The 16,529-nt window shown below is 59.6% G+C and carries 16 protein-coding genes; 8 read left to right on the top strand and 8 right to left on the bottom strand.

The window, feature by feature from the left end; all coding sequences use genetic code 11:
- Nucleotides 1–87 precede the first annotated feature (87 nt).
- A complete protein-coding gene (locus tag C0058_RS07960; protein ID WP_003210735.1) occupies nt 88–684 on the bottom strand; it encodes a tRNA-uridine aminocarboxypropyltransferase in 597 nt (198 codons plus the stop codon).
- Between the two features lie 6 nt (nt 685–690).
- Nucleotides 691–1,584 carry a LysR family transcriptional regulator gene (locus tag C0058_RS07955; protein ID WP_003210734.1) on the bottom strand — a complete coding sequence of 298 codons (894 nt, stop codon included), beginning with the start codon at nt 1,582–1,584 and terminating at the stop codon, nt 691–693.
- Nucleotides 1,585–1,828: 244 nt separating this feature from the next.
- Here C0058_RS07955 and speB point away from each other — a divergent pair, with 244 nt between their 5' ends.
- From speB to C0058_RS07935, 4 genes are all read left to right on the top strand, one after another.
- Nucleotides 1,829–2,779 (top strand): agmatinase, encoded by a 951-nt coding sequence (speB, locus tag C0058_RS07950; protein ID WP_003210733.1) that lies wholly within the window; start codon nt 1,829–1,831, stop codon nt 2,777–2,779.
- Nucleotides 2,779–3,204 carry a nuclear transport factor 2 family protein gene (locus tag C0058_RS07945; RefSeq protein WP_008438173.1) on the top strand — a complete coding sequence of 142 codons (426 nt, stop codon included), beginning with the start codon at nt 2,779–2,781 and terminating at the stop codon, nt 3,202–3,204. Before speB ends, C0058_RS07945 begins: the two co-directional genes overlap by 1 nt.
- Nucleotides 3,205–3,225: 21 nt before the next feature.
- Nucleotides 3,226–4,731, top strand: coding sequence for a cytosine permease (locus tag C0058_RS07940; protein WP_003210731.1), 1,506 nt, complete (start codon nt 3,226–3,228; stop codon nt 4,729–4,731).
- A 111-nt stretch (nt 4,732–4,842) separates the two neighbouring features.
- Nucleotides 4,843–6,225: a sodium:solute symporter gene (locus C0058_RS07935; RefSeq protein WP_003210730.1), complete on the top strand. Its 1,383-nt coding sequence runs from the start codon at nt 4,843–4,845 to the stop codon at nt 6,223–6,225.
- Nucleotides 6,226–6,286: 61 nt separating this feature from the next.
- Here C0058_RS07935 and C0058_RS07930 read toward each other — a convergent pair whose 3' ends face one another.
- The 3 genes from C0058_RS07930 to C0058_RS07925 all read right to left on the bottom strand — a co-directional run bounded on the left by C0058_RS07930 (nt 6,287) and on the right by C0058_RS07925 (nt 9,981).
- A complete protein-coding gene (locus C0058_RS07930) occupies nt 6,287–8,386 on the bottom strand; it encodes an FAD-dependent oxidoreductase (RefSeq protein WP_102368340.1) in 2,100 nt (699 codons plus the stop codon).
- 441 nt (nt 8,387–8,827) lie between these two features.
- Nucleotides 8,828–8,950, bottom strand: coding sequence for a PA1414 family protein (locus C0058_RS32995; protein ID WP_003210728.1), 123 nt, complete (start codon nt 8,948–8,950; stop codon nt 8,828–8,830).
- Between the two features lie 137 nt (nt 8,951–9,087).
- Nucleotides 9,088–9,981: a LysR family transcriptional regulator gene (locus tag C0058_RS07925; protein WP_003210727.1), complete on the bottom strand. Its 894-nt coding sequence runs from the start codon at nt 9,979–9,981 to the stop codon at nt 9,088–9,090.
- Nucleotides 9,982–10,085: 104 nt separating this feature from the next.
- Here C0058_RS07925 and C0058_RS07920 point away from each other — a divergent pair, with 104 nt between their 5' ends.
- Nucleotides 10,086–11,294, top strand: coding sequence for an MFS transporter (locus C0058_RS07920; RefSeq protein ID WP_003210726.1), 1,209 nt, complete (start codon nt 10,086–10,088; stop codon nt 11,292–11,294).
- Here the strand turns inward: C0058_RS07920 and C0058_RS07915 are convergent.
- From C0058_RS07915 to C0058_RS07905, 3 genes are all read right to left on the bottom strand, one after another.
- Nucleotides 11,206–12,648 (bottom strand): NCS1 family nucleobase:cation symporter-1, encoded by a 1,443-nt coding sequence (locus C0058_RS07915; protein ID WP_087694816.1) that lies wholly within the window; start codon nt 12,646–12,648, stop codon nt 11,206–11,208. The genes C0058_RS07920 and C0058_RS07915 overlap by 89 nt on opposite strands.
- Nucleotides 12,649–12,859: 211 nt before the next feature.
- Nucleotides 12,860–13,267: a DUF2177 family protein gene (locus C0058_RS07910; RefSeq protein ID WP_008438163.1), complete on the bottom strand. Its 408-nt coding sequence runs from the start codon at nt 13,265–13,267 to the stop codon at nt 12,860–12,862.
- 53 nt (nt 13,268–13,320) lie between these two features.
- Entirely contained in the window at nt 13,321–14,157 is an 837-nt protein-coding gene (locus C0058_RS07905; RefSeq protein WP_008438162.1) for a S1 RNA-binding domain-containing protein, read from the bottom strand.
- A 323-nt stretch (nt 14,158–14,480) separates the two neighbouring features.
- On the opposite strand from C0058_RS07905, the gene C0058_RS07900 reads away from it, so the two are divergent.
- The 3 genes from C0058_RS07900 (at nt 14,481) to C0058_RS07890 (ending at nt 16,527) form a co-directional block, all read left to right on the top strand.
- Nucleotides 14,481–14,660 (top strand): hypothetical protein, encoded by a 180-nt coding sequence (locus C0058_RS07900; protein WP_003210722.1) that lies wholly within the window; start codon nt 14,481–14,483, stop codon nt 14,658–14,660.
- Between the two features lie 208 nt (nt 14,661–14,868).
- Nucleotides 14,869–15,594 (top strand): TorF family putative porin, encoded by a 726-nt coding sequence (locus C0058_RS07895; RefSeq protein WP_003210721.1) that lies wholly within the window; start codon nt 14,869–14,871, stop codon nt 15,592–15,594.
- Nucleotides 15,595–15,660: 66 nt separating this feature from the next.
- Nucleotides 15,661–16,527: a DUF6279 family lipoprotein gene (locus C0058_RS07890; RefSeq protein WP_102368339.1), complete on the top strand. Its 867-nt coding sequence runs from the start codon at nt 15,661–15,663 to the stop codon at nt 16,525–16,527.
- The last annotated feature ends 2 nt before the right edge of the window (nt 16,528–16,529 follow it).

Raw genomic sequence — 16,529 nt, 5'->3', positions numbered from 1 at the left:
TCCAGACTGCGGGGGCGACCATCATACCGGGAAAGGCTGGCGGGCCATATCACGCAAAGTGTGGTGCTTATCGCTTAATGGAATAAGTCAGGCGGGGCCGTGGTTTCTCTGGAACACTTCATCGCCCATCGCGGCAATCTGTCCTTCGATCAATGCCTCGAACGGTTTCAGCAGCGGCTCAAATGAGGTGGGCGCTTCAAGCACCTGCAACGCCTGCACGATGGCCTCCACCGTCGACAACGCCCCGGGCCCCGGTGCCTTGCGCAGCCGATAACGGGACACGGCGCCTTCCGCCAGCGTCACCCGAGGCAGCGCCGCCAATAAAGGATTGAGGTGCAGCAACTTGCGCGCCTTGCGCCAGGTACCGTCCGGCACCACCAACAGCAACGGTTCGTCGGATGGCGTGTAGGCCTGCAAGGGTTGGGCATTTTCGTCCGGAAACAACAGACGCGCCTGATAACCCGGCGGATTCAACAACGCCTGCAAATCCTCAAACACCTCCCCCACCACCAGCTGCGCATTCACCAAGCCCAGCGCCGCCAACCGCGCGGTATTCAAGGCGTGATTGACCTCACTTGGGTGCTGCAACAGCAACACCCGGGTTCGGCTATCCAGCCGGGGAATCAGCGCGCACAGGCAGTGAGTGGTGGGCCGCAGGCAGCGGGAGCATTGGGGTCTGGACATGGGTTTTCAGGCCTGGTTGAGCTGGGCTTTGAGTAAATCGCGGAAGGTCTGGATCAGGGGTTCGCGGCTGCGGCCCCGGCGCATGATCATCGAGAACGGCGCCTGGTAACCAAAGGTTGCCGGCAGCAGTACCCGCAAATCCCCTTTGTCGGCCCAGGCCTGGGCGTAGTGCTCCGGGAGGTAGCCGATGTAGGCGCCGGACAGCACCAGGATCAATTGCGCCTCCATACTTTCCACCGTGGCGGCGCTGTGCTTGAAGCCGTGACGCGCCAGTTCGGCCTGGCTCCAGTAACCACGACCGACCATGCGTTGCTGGGTGATGACTTGTTCGGGAATGCGCCGCTCGTTGAACAATGGGTGACGGGTGCTGCAATACAGCCAGTGCTGTTCGCGGTACAGCGGCATATAGATCAGCCCGCTCATCCGGTTGGAAAACGCACCGATGGCCAGGTCCAGGCGATTATCCTGGACGCCGAGTTGCAACTCGTAAGGACTCATCACCGACAGGTGCAAATGCACCGCCGGGTGTTCCTGACTGTAGGCGCCGATCACTTCGGCAAACGGCAAGGCCTTGTCGCTGACGGTGGAGTCGAGTACGCCGAGTTTCAGGGTGCCGCGCAGTTCGCCTTTGAGCGCGGCGGCGTATTGCTCGAAGCCTTCCAGCTCGCCCAGCAGGCGCAGGGTTTCCTGATGGAACAACTCGCCCTTGCTGGTGAGGCTGAACCCGCCCCGCCCGCGATGGCACAGCACCAGGCCCAACGCGGCTTCCAGCTGGCTCATGTAAGTGCTGATGGCCGAGGTCGACAGGTTGAGTTCGTGCTGGGCATTGGCGAAACCCTGGTGCCGCACGACGCTGACGAAGATGCGCAGGAGTTTCAGGTCGGGCAAGGCGTTGGCCATGGGCTCTCCAGAGGCAAACATAAAACCTGTGGGAGCGAGCTTGCTCGCGAATGCGGTGGATCAATCGAACCCTCCGTGACTGACACACCGTATTCGCGAGCAAGCCCGCTCCCACATTTGAACCGAGTTTACCTCAGGCATTAGTTTAGAAAAATCTGAACTAAGTATTTGCCCCTGCCGATTCTTCCCTTCCCATGCATTTCGCAGAATCGGCTTCTAATAAACAAAACGATGAGGCAATCCCGTGGACAAGATTTTCCACCAACCACTGGGCGGCAACGAAATGCCGCGCTTCGCCGGCATCGCCACCATGATGCGTCTTCCCCATCTGCAATCGGCCAAGGGCCTGGATGCCGCCTTCGTCGGCGTGCCCCTGGACATCGGCACCTCCCTGCGTGCCGGCACCCGTTTCGGGCCGCGGGAAATTCGCGCCGAATCGGTGATGATCCGCCCTTACAACATGGCCACCGGCGCCGCGCCGTTTGACTCGCTGTCGGTTGCCGACATCGGCGACGTGGCGATCAACACCTTCAACCTGCTGGACGCTGTGCGCATCATCGAAGAAGCCTACGACGAGATCCTCGAACACAATGTGATCCCGATGACCCTGGGCGGTGACCACACCATCACCCTGCCGATCCTGCGGGCGATCCACAAGAAACACGGCAAGGTCGGGCTGGTGCACATCGATGCCCACGCCGACGTCAACGACCACATGTTCGGTGAGAAAATCGCCCACGGCACCACCTTCCGCCGCGCGGTGGAAGAAGGCTTGCTGGATTGCGACCGCGTGGTGCAAATCGGCCTGCGCGCCCAGGGCTACACCGCCGAAGACTTCAACTGGAGCCGCAAACAGGGCTTCCGCGTGGTCCAGGCCGAAGAATGCTGGCATCACTCGCTGGCGCCCCTGATGGCTGAAGTGCGCGAGAAAGTCGGCGGTGGCCCGGTGTACCTGAGCTTCGATATCGACGGCATCGACCCAGCCTGGGCGCCCGGCACCGGCACCCCGGAAATCGGTGGCTTGACCACGATCCAGGCGATTGAAATCATCCGCGGCTGCCAAGGCCTGGATCTGATTGGTTGCGACCTGGTAGAAGTTTCGCCGCCGTACGACACCACCGGCAACACCTCGCTGCTGGGCGCCAACCTGCTGTACGAAATGCTCTGCGTATTGCCGGGCGTGGCGCACCGCTGATGAGCGCCCAGGCCGAGGTATTAAAAGCCGCGGCCGACCTGGTGTCGGCCTTCGCCCGCAATGATCGCGACGCCTACTTCGGTGCGTTCAGTGCCGACGCCAGCTTCGTGTTCTACACCCTCCCCCAGCCGCTGCTGAGTCGCGATGCCTACCAGGTGTTGTGGGACAGCTGGCGCCGGGACGAGGGATTTGAGGTGCTTTCCTGCACCTCAAGCAACGCTTTCGTCAGCCTGCACGGTGACGTCGCGGTATTTGTGCATGACGTGGCCACCGAGCTGCGCATGAACGGGGAGCAATTCTTTAGCCAGGAACGCGAGACCATTGTCTTCAAGCGGCAAGGGGTTCGCACACAACAAAAAGAAGGCCTGTGGCTGGCCTGTCACGAACATTTGTCCGCTATGCCGGAAGGGCTGCCGCCCCATTAGCCAATGTGATCGGAGCAGATCATGAATAATAAAAACAACGAAAACAGTATTCGCAACATAGAAACCAACGGCGTCGAACAGATCCCGGACCACGAACGTACCGCCGGGCCGAAGGATTTGTTTCGCCTGATTTTCGGCGGTGCCAACACCTTCGCCACCGCCGTGCTGGGGAGCTTTCCGGTGCTGTTTGGCTTGTCGTTCCAGGCCGGCGTCTGGGCGATTGTGCTGGGCGTGCTGGTGGGTGCAGTGATCCTCGCCCCCATGGGCCTGTTCGGCCCGATCAATGGCACCAACAACGCCGTGTCTTCCGGTGCGCATTTTGGTGTGCACGGGCGGATTGTCGGCTCGTTCCTGTCGCTGCTGACCGCTATCGCGTTCTTTTCACTGTCGGTGTGGAGTTCAGGCGATGCACTGGTGGGCGGTGCGAAACGTCTGGTGGGCTTGCCGGAAACCGACCTGACCCTGGGCCTGGCCTACGGCGTGTTCGCCATTCTGGTACTGACGGTGTGCATCTACGGCTTTCGCTTCATGCTGTGGGTCAACCGCATCGCAGTGTGGGCGGCGAGCCTGCTGTTCCTGCTGGGGATCTTCGCCTTCGCGCCGGCCTTCGACAGCCACTTCGCCGGCACCGTTGCCCTCGGCCAGACCGGCTTCTGGGCGGCGTTTATCGGTGCAGCACTGGTGGCCATGAGCAACCCGATTTCCTTCGGCGCGTTCCTCGGTGACTGGTCGCGCTACATCCCGCGGGAAACCTCGAAGATGCGGATCATGCTGGCGGTGGTGTTTGCGCAGATCGCCACCTTGATCCCGTTCCTGTTCGGCCTGGCCACCGCGACCATTGTGGCGGTCAAGGCACCGGACTATATCGCGGCCAACAACTATGTCGGCGGCCTGCTGGCGGTGGCACCGAGCTGGTTCTTCCTGCCGGTGTGCCTGATCGCGGTGATCGGCGGCATGTCCACCGGCACCACCTCGCTGTATGGCACCGGCCTGGACATGTCCAGCGTGTTCCCGCGCCTGCTGTCCCGGGTCAAGGCGACGCTGCTGATCGGGGTGATGTCGATTGCCTTCATCTTTATCGGACGTTTCGCCGCTAACCTGGTGCAGAGCGTGTCGACCTTCGCCGTGCTGATCATCACCTGCACCACGCCGTGGATGGTGATGATGATCATCGGCCTGATCGTGCGCCGGGGTTACTACTGCCCGGATGACCTGCAAGTGTTCACTCGCGGCGAAACCGGCGGGCGCTACTGGTTCAGCCATGGCTGGAACTGGCGCGGCCTGGGGGCCTGGATCCCGAGTGCGCTGGTGGGCCTGTGCTTCGTCAACCTGCCGGGGCAGTTTGTCGGGCCGCTGGGCAACCTCGCCGACGGCATCGACATCAGCTTGCCGGTGACCCTGGGCCTGGCCTCGCTGGTGTACCTGACACTGCTTCGCGTGTTCCCTGAACCGGCTGCCGTCTACGGGCCGACTGTGGCGAGGGAGCCTGCTCCCGTTCGACTGCGCAGCAGTCGCGAGGCCGCCTGATGAATTGCATGGAATGGATTGGGGCTGCCGCGCAGCCCAGCGGGAGCAAGCTCCCTCGCCACACAGCCCCCTTTAGCCCCACATAAAAAAGATAATCGGAGACTCGCCGTCATGGCCTTAGATCTATTCGTCGTCCTCATCTACGCCGCCGGCATGCTGGTGCTCGGCTACTACGGCATGCGCCGCGCCAAGACCCATGAAGACTACCTGGTGGCCGGCCGCAACCTCGGCCCGACGCTGTACATGGGCACCATGGCTGCCACGGTGCTGGGCGGTGCGTCCACCGTCGGCACCGTGCGCCTTGGCTATGTACATGGTATTTCCGGTTTCTGGCTGTGCGCCGCGCTGGGCGCGGGGATCATTGCGCTGAACCTGTTCCTGGCCAAGCCGCTGCTGAAGCTGAAAATCTTCACCGTGACCCAGGTCCTGGAGAAACGCTACAACCCCATGGCCCGCCAGGCCAGTGCGGTGATCATGCTGGCCTACGCGCTGATGATCGGCGTGACCTCGATCCTGGCCATCGGCACCGTGCTGCAAGTGTTGTTCGACCTGCCGTTCTGGATGTCGGTATTGGTAGGCGGTGGCGTGGTGGTGGTGTACTCGACCATTGGCGGCATGTGGTCGCTGACCCTGACCGACATCGTGCAGTTCGTGATCAAGACGGTCGGCCTGATGTTTATCCTGCTGCCAATCTGTCTGTACCGCGTCGGCGGTTGGGATGAATTGGTGGCCAAGCTGCCCGCGTCGAATTTCAGCTTCACTGAAATCGGCTGGGACACCATCATCACCTACTTCATGATCTACTTCTTCGGCATCCTGATCGGCCAGGACATCTGGCAACGGGTGTTCACCGCCCGTGACGAAAAGGTCGCCCAGTACGCAGGCACCTTCGCCGGTTTCTACTGCATTCTCTACGGCCTGGCCTGTGCGCTGATCGGCATGGCCGCCCACGTACTGATCCCGGACCTGGACAACGTCAACAATGCGTTCGCCGCCATCGTCAAAGTCTCGCTGCCCGACGGTATCCGCGGCCTGGTGATCGCCGCTGCACTGGCCGCGATGATGTCCACCGCCAGCGCCGGCTTGCTCGCCGCTTCCACCGTATTGACCGAAGACCTGCTGCCGCGCCTGCGTGGTGGCAAGCAGTCAAGCTTGAAGATCAACCGTCTGTTTACCTTGCTGACCGGTATCGCTGTGTTGGGTATCGCGCTGGTGGTGAGTGATGTGATCAGCGCACTGACCCTGGCGTACAACCTGTTGGTGGGCGGCATGTTGATCCCGCTGATCGGGGCGATTTTCTGGAAGCGTGCGACGACTTCCGGGGCGATCACCTCCATGACCCTGGGTTTTGTGACCGCGTTGGTGTTCATGATCAAGGATGGTTTGGACGCCAATACACCGATCTACTACAGCCTGGGCGTGGGCCTGGTGAGTTTTGTGCTGGTGAGTTTGCTGTCCCGTCGTCCGGAGGCTGTTGCGGCTCGGGCGATCTGAAAAAACAGTTGAAAGAAGCTTTCTTCAGCGGGTGCGACGTCGGATGTCGCACCCGTTTTTTTTATTCCCACATTGCCGAAACCGCCGGCGCTCTGGCCTGGATGACTTCCTGGACCAAAGACGCCCATACCAATCCCTGCGTGGTGCCCCCGGCATAAGTTGCCCCCGCGACAATGCGGTTGTAGGCGGACCAATGCACGATTGAAAGTCCATCTGCGGTGCCGGGCCTGACACATTCGATTTGTTGCAAGTCGCCACGTTCGATTGCGCGGCTGCAGGACTTTGGAAAGTGTCGAGAAACGGCAGCCAGGCACGCCGCCCGTATCTGTTCCTTGTACTGCGGCGTCGAATCGGGCGGCACCTGCCCGGCGGAGACAAGGATGCAGTTCCCGTCCAGGCGGCAATTCATGACGCCGATTGGCCGGTCGTACTGCAGCTTGAGTCCGCGCATGTCGACACCTTCATCATCAACGGCGCGCAGCTTGAAAAACCAGCCAATGATCGGGATGACCTCTGGTTCGTCCACCCCCATGGCCGTGACGACAAAGTGCTCTCTACTCAGATCGGCAATTTGGACCGGACTCAGGTGCCGTGGCAGGAACTCAACCCCTGAGCGCTGCAAAAGCGTCACCATCTCATCCATTAAATGGATAAATTCCAGATCGTAGCCCGACACCTCAATCGCCCGCCCGACCTCGGGAACTCCATACATTGCCTGAAATTGCAGCTGACTGATCTCTGCAAGCTCTCGCCCCGGCTTGCCACTCGGCCAAGGCCTGTTTTCGATATCCCGTTGCTCGCGGATCGCGGCCTCCGTGCCACTGGAGTCGTCCACATAGGCTCGTACAATTCGCGACCGTGCAAATCGTGCCAGCGATGGGTTGTCGGCCAGGAATTTTTCAAACAGCTCGATGCCTGCGCGATTGCACTCAATGGCCAGGTACTGATTTGCGGGAGTCAGGTAATCGTTAGGCAGCGGTTTTGCAGTCGTCTCCGTTGCCGACAGATGACGCATGTTCACCTGCTTGTGACTGGCACCATCGCGCTGCTGATTTCCTCCGTAAACCGTGACCTGATAATTTGCCAGGCGGAACATCACGGCTTGGAGCAGCCCGTTGATACCTCTGCCGATGATCGACACACGCGGCGCACCGGCATCGGCTTGCCGAGAGGGGATCGCCAAAGAGTGTGCGAGTTTGCGCCGGACAAGGCCGCGCAAGGCCATCAAGCTCAGTTGCACCGAGACCACATAGTCGAGGTCGCAATGGCAGGCTTCGGTGGTGGCCGCCTGTGTGGTCAGCGTCGCCGGCTTGTACCATGTGGAGACACTGCAGCCGAGCGCTTGTGTGTGCACCCGAAACGCATCCAGTGTCCTGGGGCCGTAGTCCAATATGAGCTGGATATCTTCGGAGACTGCCAGGGTCTGCAACGCATCGTCGCTAAAGACATCCGGCTTGGCGACACAGACAAGGCGAGCCTTTCTGTGCAGGCACTGAATGAGGGTCCGATCAATGCGATAAATGGATTCATCATTCAGGGATAAGCATAGGGCGACTGCATTGGCCCCCTCGAGCGCCTCAAGCCAGTCGTCAACCAATGAAACCCTACAATCGGAAGAGGCTTTCCCGAAACTGTCCGACACTCGATCGCGTCGATCCAACACCTTAATCCGAACATCCGGATCTCGAGCAAGCAACAACTTAACAAGCTCTTTCCCTACATTGCCGTATCCCAGTACACAGATGTCATGGGGCAAGGAGCCATCGGCCAGCGTCAGCCAGTGCGCAATATAGGCAGCAACATGCGGCGCATTGACCCCTGGCGTGTTAATCACTCGAACATTGTTGCGCTCGCACAGATCCAATCGGATCTTATCCAGACTTGTACCTCTGCGGACCAAATAGAGTTCGCCAAATGGGTGGGATATACGCCATTGGTTGATGACGTCGGCATCAATAACCTGGTCTGCGACAACGAGCGTTGATGGGCGCAGCAGTGCAATCTGTATAAGCAGAGCCTGCTTGGTTAACGTCGGCGGGAAAAACACCACGTTGCCGGGTGCATCAGCTTTCCAGCCACGCGATGCACGGGCGATATGCAAGATGTTTTCGGTGGTGGCAATAAGTGACGCGGCGACTGGCGGAACGGAAGAGAACATCATGGTTTTGTCTCCAACAGTTCTGACTGGCTCCTACTCCGGAGAGCGCAACTCAATGAAGTTGGGGGCTTGCAAGAACTGCAAACGCTACAAATCTTTTCGTGATGAAACTCAACCTACGCCTATCCTATTAATCAAATAAGCCCGTCGACTCTGACAAACAGGTAGTCCAATTCCGATACTTAATGGCAAAACTCGACTGACGCGCACACGTCCGGACTACCAATCGGTATTACCGTGGCATTGTTAAATTAAATAATTGAAGGATTATTCCGAAAGCAGGTGTCTTGAGAAAATCACCAAACCCCGGAAATGAAAACGTCCGGCCAAAGCCAGACGAAGAATTGAAGTACACAGCAACGGGTCATGATCAATCATGACTCCAATACATAGGCAAACCACCTGGCCGCGCCCAAACAAACATGCTTGAGCGCTTTCCAGGACTTACCTGCGACGCGGGCGACGCTGCTCGTCATCGGTGCGGATTGGCACCGGTTGCAGCGGTGGCTCGATCAAGCCGAGTGCGACGCCGAGGTCGTGCAGCCAGTTTTGCAGTTTCTCTTTCATGGTGCCCCCTTGGGGTAATGCCGAGCGGCTGGAATTCTGTGGCCGCTTCCTACAGATAGTAGTCTTAAGTCTTACGTATTGCTTGAACGAAACCACAACGAACTATTACTGAATTGATCAAAATCCTGACGGATCGTTCAAGCAATCGCTCGGGTTTCGGTTTCCGGTAGCACCTTGCCCTCCTGCTGCAGGTCAATCCACGCGTTGAGGTTAGCGCCGAGCATGCCCTTGCGCCACATCAACCAGGTGGTGGCGCTGGCAAAAGGCTCGGCCAGCGGATGAATGGACACGCTGTCCTTGCCCGGCAGGCTGTCGAGCATCGATTCCGACATCAACGCCACGCCGGAACCGGCGATTACACAGGCCAGCATGCCCTGGTAGGACTCGATCTCGATGGCCCGGCCCATGGCCACGCGATCGTGGGAAAACCAGGCTTCCAGGCGCGCCCGATAAGAACAACTGCGTCGGAACGTGAACACCGAACGGCCGGCAACATCCTGCGGCCCACGCACCGGCGGATGATCCGCCTCGCAGATCAGCAACAGGCGCTCTTCGCACAGCGGCACGCCGTCGAGGGTGGCCAGGGTCAACGGCCCATCCACCAATGCGGCGTCCAGGCGCCCGGTGATCAAGCCTTCCAGCAGTTCACCGCTGGGAGCTGACTGCACCTGCAGGTTCACCATCGGATACGCCTTGTGGTAACGCGCCAGCAGCTTGGGCAAATGAATCGCCGCCGTGCTGTACATGCTGCCGAGCACAAAGTCTCCAGCCGGTTGCCCGCCCTGCACCGCGCCATGGGCTTCGTCATGCAGGGCCAGCAGGCGCGCACTGTAGTCCAGCAGCACTTTGCCTGCAGGAGAAAGCTGCAAGCGCTGGCGCTCGCGCACGAACAGCTCGACGCCCAGTTGTTCTTCCATCTGTTTAAGCCGGGTCGACAGGTTGGACGGCACCCGGTGCAAGCGCTCAGCGGCACGGGTGATGGAGCCTTCCTCGGCCACGGCCTGGAAAATCCGCAATTGACTGAACTCCATCACCATTCTCCAAAACTGAACAAGTTACTCACTATTATTCATTTTTAAAGAAAGTCAATCCGCTTTAGCCTGATGGTCACTCGCTGCTCCCAGGAAAACCCACCATGTCACCGCTGATCCGCTTACTCGCCAGCTTTATCGCCCTGATGATGGCCATGGGCATAGGTCGATTCGCACTCACCCCGCAAATGCCGCATTTGCTCAGTGAAGGGCAGATCGACCTGACCGGCGCCGGCCTGATTGCGGCGGCCAACTACCTGGGTTATTTCGTCGGCGCGGTGGATTCGATCTTTGCCCGCAGCCATCACCATGTACGCGGGCGTTTGTACGGTGGGCTGTGGCTGTGTGTGCTGCTGACCCTGGCGTCGTACTGGGCCCACGGGTTCTGGCCGCATCTGTTGTTGCGCTTTGGTACCGGTGTAGCCAGTGCCTGGGCGCTGGTGATGATTACCAGCCTGAGCCAGCCGCTGGCCATTGCGGCCGGGCGCCCACGCCTGGGTGCGCTGGTATTTGCGGGGCCGGGGCTGGGAATTCTGTTGACCGGGTTGCTGGCGCTGGGCTCCAACCTGTTGGGGCAAGACTCTGCAACCTTGTGGCTGGTGTATGGGGTAGTCGCCCTGGTCATGCTGCTGGCAATCCTGCCGTTCCTGCCCAAGCCTTCTGCTGCCGACTCGCCCGCTGCCAGCCACACCGACGTGGCCAGCAACGGCAGCATCACACACCTGTGCTGGATCTACGTGTTGTATGGCCTTGGCTACATCATCCCGGCGACATTCCTGTCACAGATGGCCAGCGCGCAATTCAAGGGCGCATGGCAAGCAGACCTGTTCTGGCCCTGCTTTGGCCTGGCTGCCGCGATTGGCGTGGTGGCGGCAAGTTTGCGCCGCAAGGACCCGGACACTACCCGTCGCTGGCTGATGACAACCCTTTGGCTGCAAGCGGCCGGCGTGTTTGCCTGCCTGCTGGGCAACGGTTGGGGGCTGGCGCTGGGGGTGTTGCTGTGCGGTGGGCCATTCCTGGCGTGCATGCAACTGGTGATGGCGCGCTTGCGTGAGGTCGCCCCCCACGGCTACCAGCGCAGCACCGGGTTGCTGACCGCCAGCTTTGCGATCGGCCAATTGAGCGGTCCGTTGCTGGCGTCGGTGAGCAGCCACCTCAGCGGCGGCCTGCAACCGGCGCTGGTGGTAGCAGGCGCCGGTTTGTTGGTGGCCGGATCGGTGCTGGTCAGCCGGCAACCATCGACACAGGCGCGCGAACCTGTTCACGCCGCGCCAACACCAGGAAAAACAGCCCACCCAGGAAGCAGCCGGTAAACCAGGCGAAATTGGCCATGCCCTGCAGCACCGGGGTGAAGGTGATCGCGACGCCTACCAGCGTCGCGGGCACCAGTGCCTTGACCGCCGTCCAGTTCACGCCGCCGTCAAAGTAGTAGCGCCCGCTCGGGCTGTCATCGAACAGCGCATCCACGTCGATCTTCTGTTTTTTGATCAGGTAGAAATCCACCAGCAGAATCCCGAACAACGGCCCGATAAACGCGGCGAGGATATCGAGGGTGTAGTGGATCATCAGCGGGTTGTTGAACAGGTTCCATGGGGTGATGAAGATCGAGGCCACCGCCGCAATCATTCCACCGGCACGCCAGCTGATTTTGCTCGGTGCCACGTTGGCGAAGTCAAAGGCCGGCGAGACGAAGTTGGCGACGATGTTGATGCCGATAGTCGCAGTGACAAAGGCGAACGCCCCCAGCAACACAGCCATGTCATTGTCGATGCGCGAAACGGTGGCAATCGGGTCGTGGAGCATTTCGCCGAACACCGGCAAGGTGCCCGAGACGATCACCACGGTGACCAGGGAGAACGCCAGGAAATTTACCGGCAAGCCCCAGAAATTTCCGCGACGCACGTCTTTCATCGTGCGGCAGTAGCGGCTGAAATCACCGAAGTTCAAGGTCGGCCCGGAAAAGTACGACACCACCAACGCGGTTGCCACGATGATTTGGCCAAACGCCTGCCAGCCTGAGAGGGATTTTTCCGCCAGGGTGAAGCTGATATTGGCCCAGCCAGCCTTCCAGACGATCCAGCCTGCCAGGGCAAACATCACCGCATAGACCACAGGCCCCGCCCAGTCGATGAAACGACGGATGGACTCCATGCCCGCCCAGAACACCAGCGCCTGGAGCGTCCACAGGCTGAGGAAACCGAACCAGCCCAGGTACGACAGGCCGGCAAAGTGCGGTTCTGCGTATACCGCCATCTGTGGGAAAAAGCGCAGCACCACGATGATCAATGCACTGGACGCCAGGTATGTCTGGATCCCGTACCAGGCCACTGCGATCAAGCCACGAATCACCGCCGGGATATTCGCCCCGAATACCCCAAAGGCCAACCGGCAGATTACCGGGTACGGCACTGCCGCCTGCTGGCTCGGCTTGGCCACCAGGTTGGCGATCAATTGCACAATGCAAATCCCGGCGAGCAAGGCGATCAATACCTGCCAACTGGCCAGCCCCAGGGCGAACAGGCTGGCGGCGAATACGTAGCCGCCGACGCTGTGCACGTCGCTCATCCAGAAGGCGAAGATGTTGTACCAGTTCCATTTTTGCGGCAGCGGTCCCAGGTCCTGGTTGTACAGGCGCGGGCTGTAGCCTTTGGGCAATTGTTCGGTCATCGCAGGGCTCCTCGTAAATACCGGCCTGCCACCCGCGACGGGAGTGCGTACGGGAGGCGGCATGGTTTGTATACGAGTTGATGAGCAGAATGCGTGCCAATGCAATAAAACTCGGCACAATCCCCCGTGGAGCTTGGCTCTTCAGGCGGCGTAGAGACGATTGAACGGTGGTGATTCGCTCAGCGATGGTGCAGGGCAATCCTGTACACAATCAATTGTGCACCCTGCGCGCACATTGATAGCCCACGGTGCAGCAAACGGCAGTCAGGAAGGTGCCCCAGGCGATGTCCATGAAGGCCAAACCGGCGGACCAGCCCTGCAGGGTTGCCCAATTGCTCAGGTCATAGGTGCCGTAGGCTACCAATCCCAGGAGTGCACCAAGCCGCGCGGCACGCTGCCAGCCGCCGCTCGCCAACGCAGGCAGGACGACAAGCACCACACAACCGAATACATAGAGGAGATAGAACGCCACGGCTGGGAACAGGCGCGGCTGGTCAAGCATCAACGGGCCGAGCAGCGCTTTGTAGGTCGGGCCCATGAGGACACCGAGCCACAGGCCGTCAAGCATCAGAAAGGCAAGCAACGTACCGAGGTAGGCGAAAAGCGTTTTTCTGGACATTGAGGCGGCCTTCTGCAGGAGCAAGCGTGCTCCTACAGAAGAGCAAACCACGATCAGCTTAGTTCAATGCGATCCGCGTGGATCACAATCTGACCCTGCTTGTAGAGGGCGCCGATGGCCTTCTTGAAGTTGCCTTTGCTGACACCGAACAAACTGCTGATCAGTGCCGGGTCGCTTTTATCGCTGACCGGCAAGGTGCCGTTGTTGTCGCGCAACTTGGCGAGGATCTTCGAGTTCAGGCTGGAGGCCGCTTCTTCACCCACAGGCTGCAGGCTCAGGCTGATATTGCCGTCGGCGCGGATTTCCTTGATGAAGCCTTTCTCTTCCTTGCCCGGGCGCAGGAACTTGAACACTTCGTTCTTGTGGATCAGGCCCCAGTGCTTGTTGTTGATAATGGCCTTGAAGCCCATGTCGGTGGCTTCGGCCACCAGCAAGTCAACTTCCTGGCCGACCTTGTAGGTGGCCGGGGTCTTGTCCAGGTAGCGGTCAAGGCGTGCGGTGGCGGTGATGCGCTTGGTGTGTTTGTCGAGGTAGACGTGTACCACGCAATACTCACCGGCGGTCAGCTGGCGCTTTTCTTCGGAGTAAGGCAGCAGCAGATCCTTGGGCAGGCCCCAATCGAGGAATACACCGATACTGTTGACTTCAACCACTTTCAGACTGGCAAATTCACCCACCTGTACTTTTGGTTTTTCGGTGGTCGCGATAAGTTTGTCATCGCTGTCCAGATAAATGAAAACGTTGAGCCAGTCTTCATCTTCACTGGGAATATCTTTGGGGATATATCGGTTGGGCAAGAGGATTTCGCCCTCTTGATCACCATCCAGGTACAAACCAAAGTTAGTGTGTTTAACCACTTGCAAGCTGTTGTAGCGCCCGACTAAAGCCATCTCAAATACCCTCATTGCGTGGGCGGCATTCTACCCGAGTTGACGACGGCGGTCCCGCGTACCGGCGTACAGGCCTGAAAAATCATGGGTTTGCCGAGAAGCGCCCCGCTCGTCAGGTCATCGGGCTGAATCCGGCCAGTACCCACGGCCGGATTTCCTCGAGGGATTCGAGTTAAAACAGCAAGTTAGGTGAGTATTTCACTTAATAATCCAGGCGATTCATAAACCCTAAGTATATTTCAGGGGGATATTTGCCAAGCAATTGTCAAGCATTTCATGTACGATGCATGGCCAAGTTAATTTTCTACAGGTTAGTGGCCGCCATGCGCGTAAAAGCATCCAACAGCAAAGCAAAGCCAGCTCCCGCCGTTGAAACCAGCGAATCGATCAACAGCCAAATTGCTGCATTCCTCAAGCAGGGCGGCGAAATCCAGCAGATTGCCAAAGGCGTAAGCGGCCAGACTTTCGGCCCGTCCAAGCAGATCACCCTGGGTAAAAAGTAAGACTCGCGCATTACACCTGGTCCCTATGCGCTTTGCCTTTCAAGGCGCTAGGACTAGAGCCCGCACTACCCCCTGATACACCCCTTTATTACGCCAATCGACGAACGGGCCTCATCTGCGAACCATCGCCGGTATGCTTGCACACGTCTAGATCGGGCATTTGCCTGATATTTCCCGTTACTGCTCCTCGCTTTTCATGGAGTGAAGCATGCTCAAATCCTGCATATTCCTGGCCGGTGCCCTGTTGGCCAGCCCCCTCGCCGAAGCGCAGGTTTTCCAGCGTGAATTGGGTGATTTCGACCTGAAATTGGGTACGACACCCAGCCGAAGCATGGCTCAAGGCCTGGTAAAGCCCACGGCGCCCGGGAGCGACTCGTTCCATGGCGGCCTGGACCTGAGCCACGGCAGCGGCCTGTACCTCGGCCAATTCTCACCGAGCATGGGCATTTCCCCGACCAGCAACCTGGAAGTCGACTCCTACCTGGGTTTCAAACGCCCCTTCGACCAGACCCTGGGTTATGAACTGGGGATGATTCACTACAGCTATCCCAAGCTGAGCCCCCTCGACAGCCAGGAGTTCTACGGCGGCCTGACCTTGCTGGGCAATCGCTTCGGCGCCTCCTTCAGCAACGACCCGGACCGGCAGGACAGCACCCTGTTCGCCGACCTCGGCGGCACCAAGCCGTTCGGCATCGGCGTCAGCATGAAATACACCACCCACCAGCTCGGCACCCCGGTCTCGGTGGCCGATGGCAGCTCGATCCGCAGCTTCAGCGACTGGTCGGTACAATTTTCCAGGCCATGGATGGGCGTCGACCTGAACCTGATCTACAGCGACTCCAGCCTCAGCGGCGGCGATTGCTCCGCCTACTCCGGACACAACTCGCAATGCGACGGGCTGTTGACCCTGAAGGCCGAGCGGGCGTTTTATTGATGGGCTGAACTGTCGCTGCCCTGACGGGTTCAGATGCAATACTCTCGTCTGCGCAAGGACTCGCTCATGCTGCGTCGGTTAAAATTTCTGGTGATGTTGCTGACCCTCAGCCTGGTGCTTGCCGGCTGCAATCGGGTGGGCCTGGCCTATCGCAATCTGGATGTGATCATCCCCTGGACCCTCAGCGACTACCTGGAAATGAACGCCGGGCAGAAGAGCTGGTTCAACGACACACTCAAGGAACACCTGGCCTGGCATTGCACCACCCAGCTGCCGGGCTACCTGGACTGGCTCGATCGCCTGCAACAGATGGTCGACACCAACCAGGTGACCGACGCCGCCCTGCAAACCCGTACCGCCGAAGCCAAACAAGCTATTGCCGAGAGCGCCCGGGCGATCACGCCGTCCGCCGTCGAGCTACTGCAGGGGCTGGACGATCAGCAAGTAAAGGATATGGAGCAAGCGTTCGCCAAGGACCTGCGCAAGCGTCAGGACGAATACCTGAAACCGCCCCTCGAGCAGCAGATCAAGGAACGCGCCGAGCGCATGAACAAGCGCCTCGATGCGTGGCTCGGGCCGTTAAGTGCCAGCCAGCAGAATCGCGTCACCGCCTGGTCGATCGCCTTGGGTGAGCAGAACCAACAATGGATTGGCAACCGCGCCCACTGGCAAACACTATTTATCGCAGCCGTCAAAGACCGCCACAGCAGCGATTTCCCACAGAAGATCGAGCAACTGCTGGTGAATCGCGAAAGCCTGTGGACGCCGGAATATCGCCAGGCCTACGCCCAGACCGAAGCCGCTGCCCGCAGCCTGATCGTCGACCTGATGGCGGAAAGCACCGTGCAACAACGCCAGAAGCTGACACAAAAGATCGACAAGGTGCGCAGCGACTTCAAGGCCCTTAAATGCCTGAAGGCTGGCACCCCATAGTC

Origin of the sequence: Pseudomonas sp. NC02 (assembly GCF_002874965.1) — a bacterium.
GTDB lineage: Bacteria > Pseudomonadota > Gammaproteobacteria > Pseudomonadales > Pseudomonadaceae > Aquipseudomonas.
The sequence above is the reverse complement of the archived record's forward strand: the minus strand, read 5'-3'. Positions and strand labels throughout refer to the sequence as shown.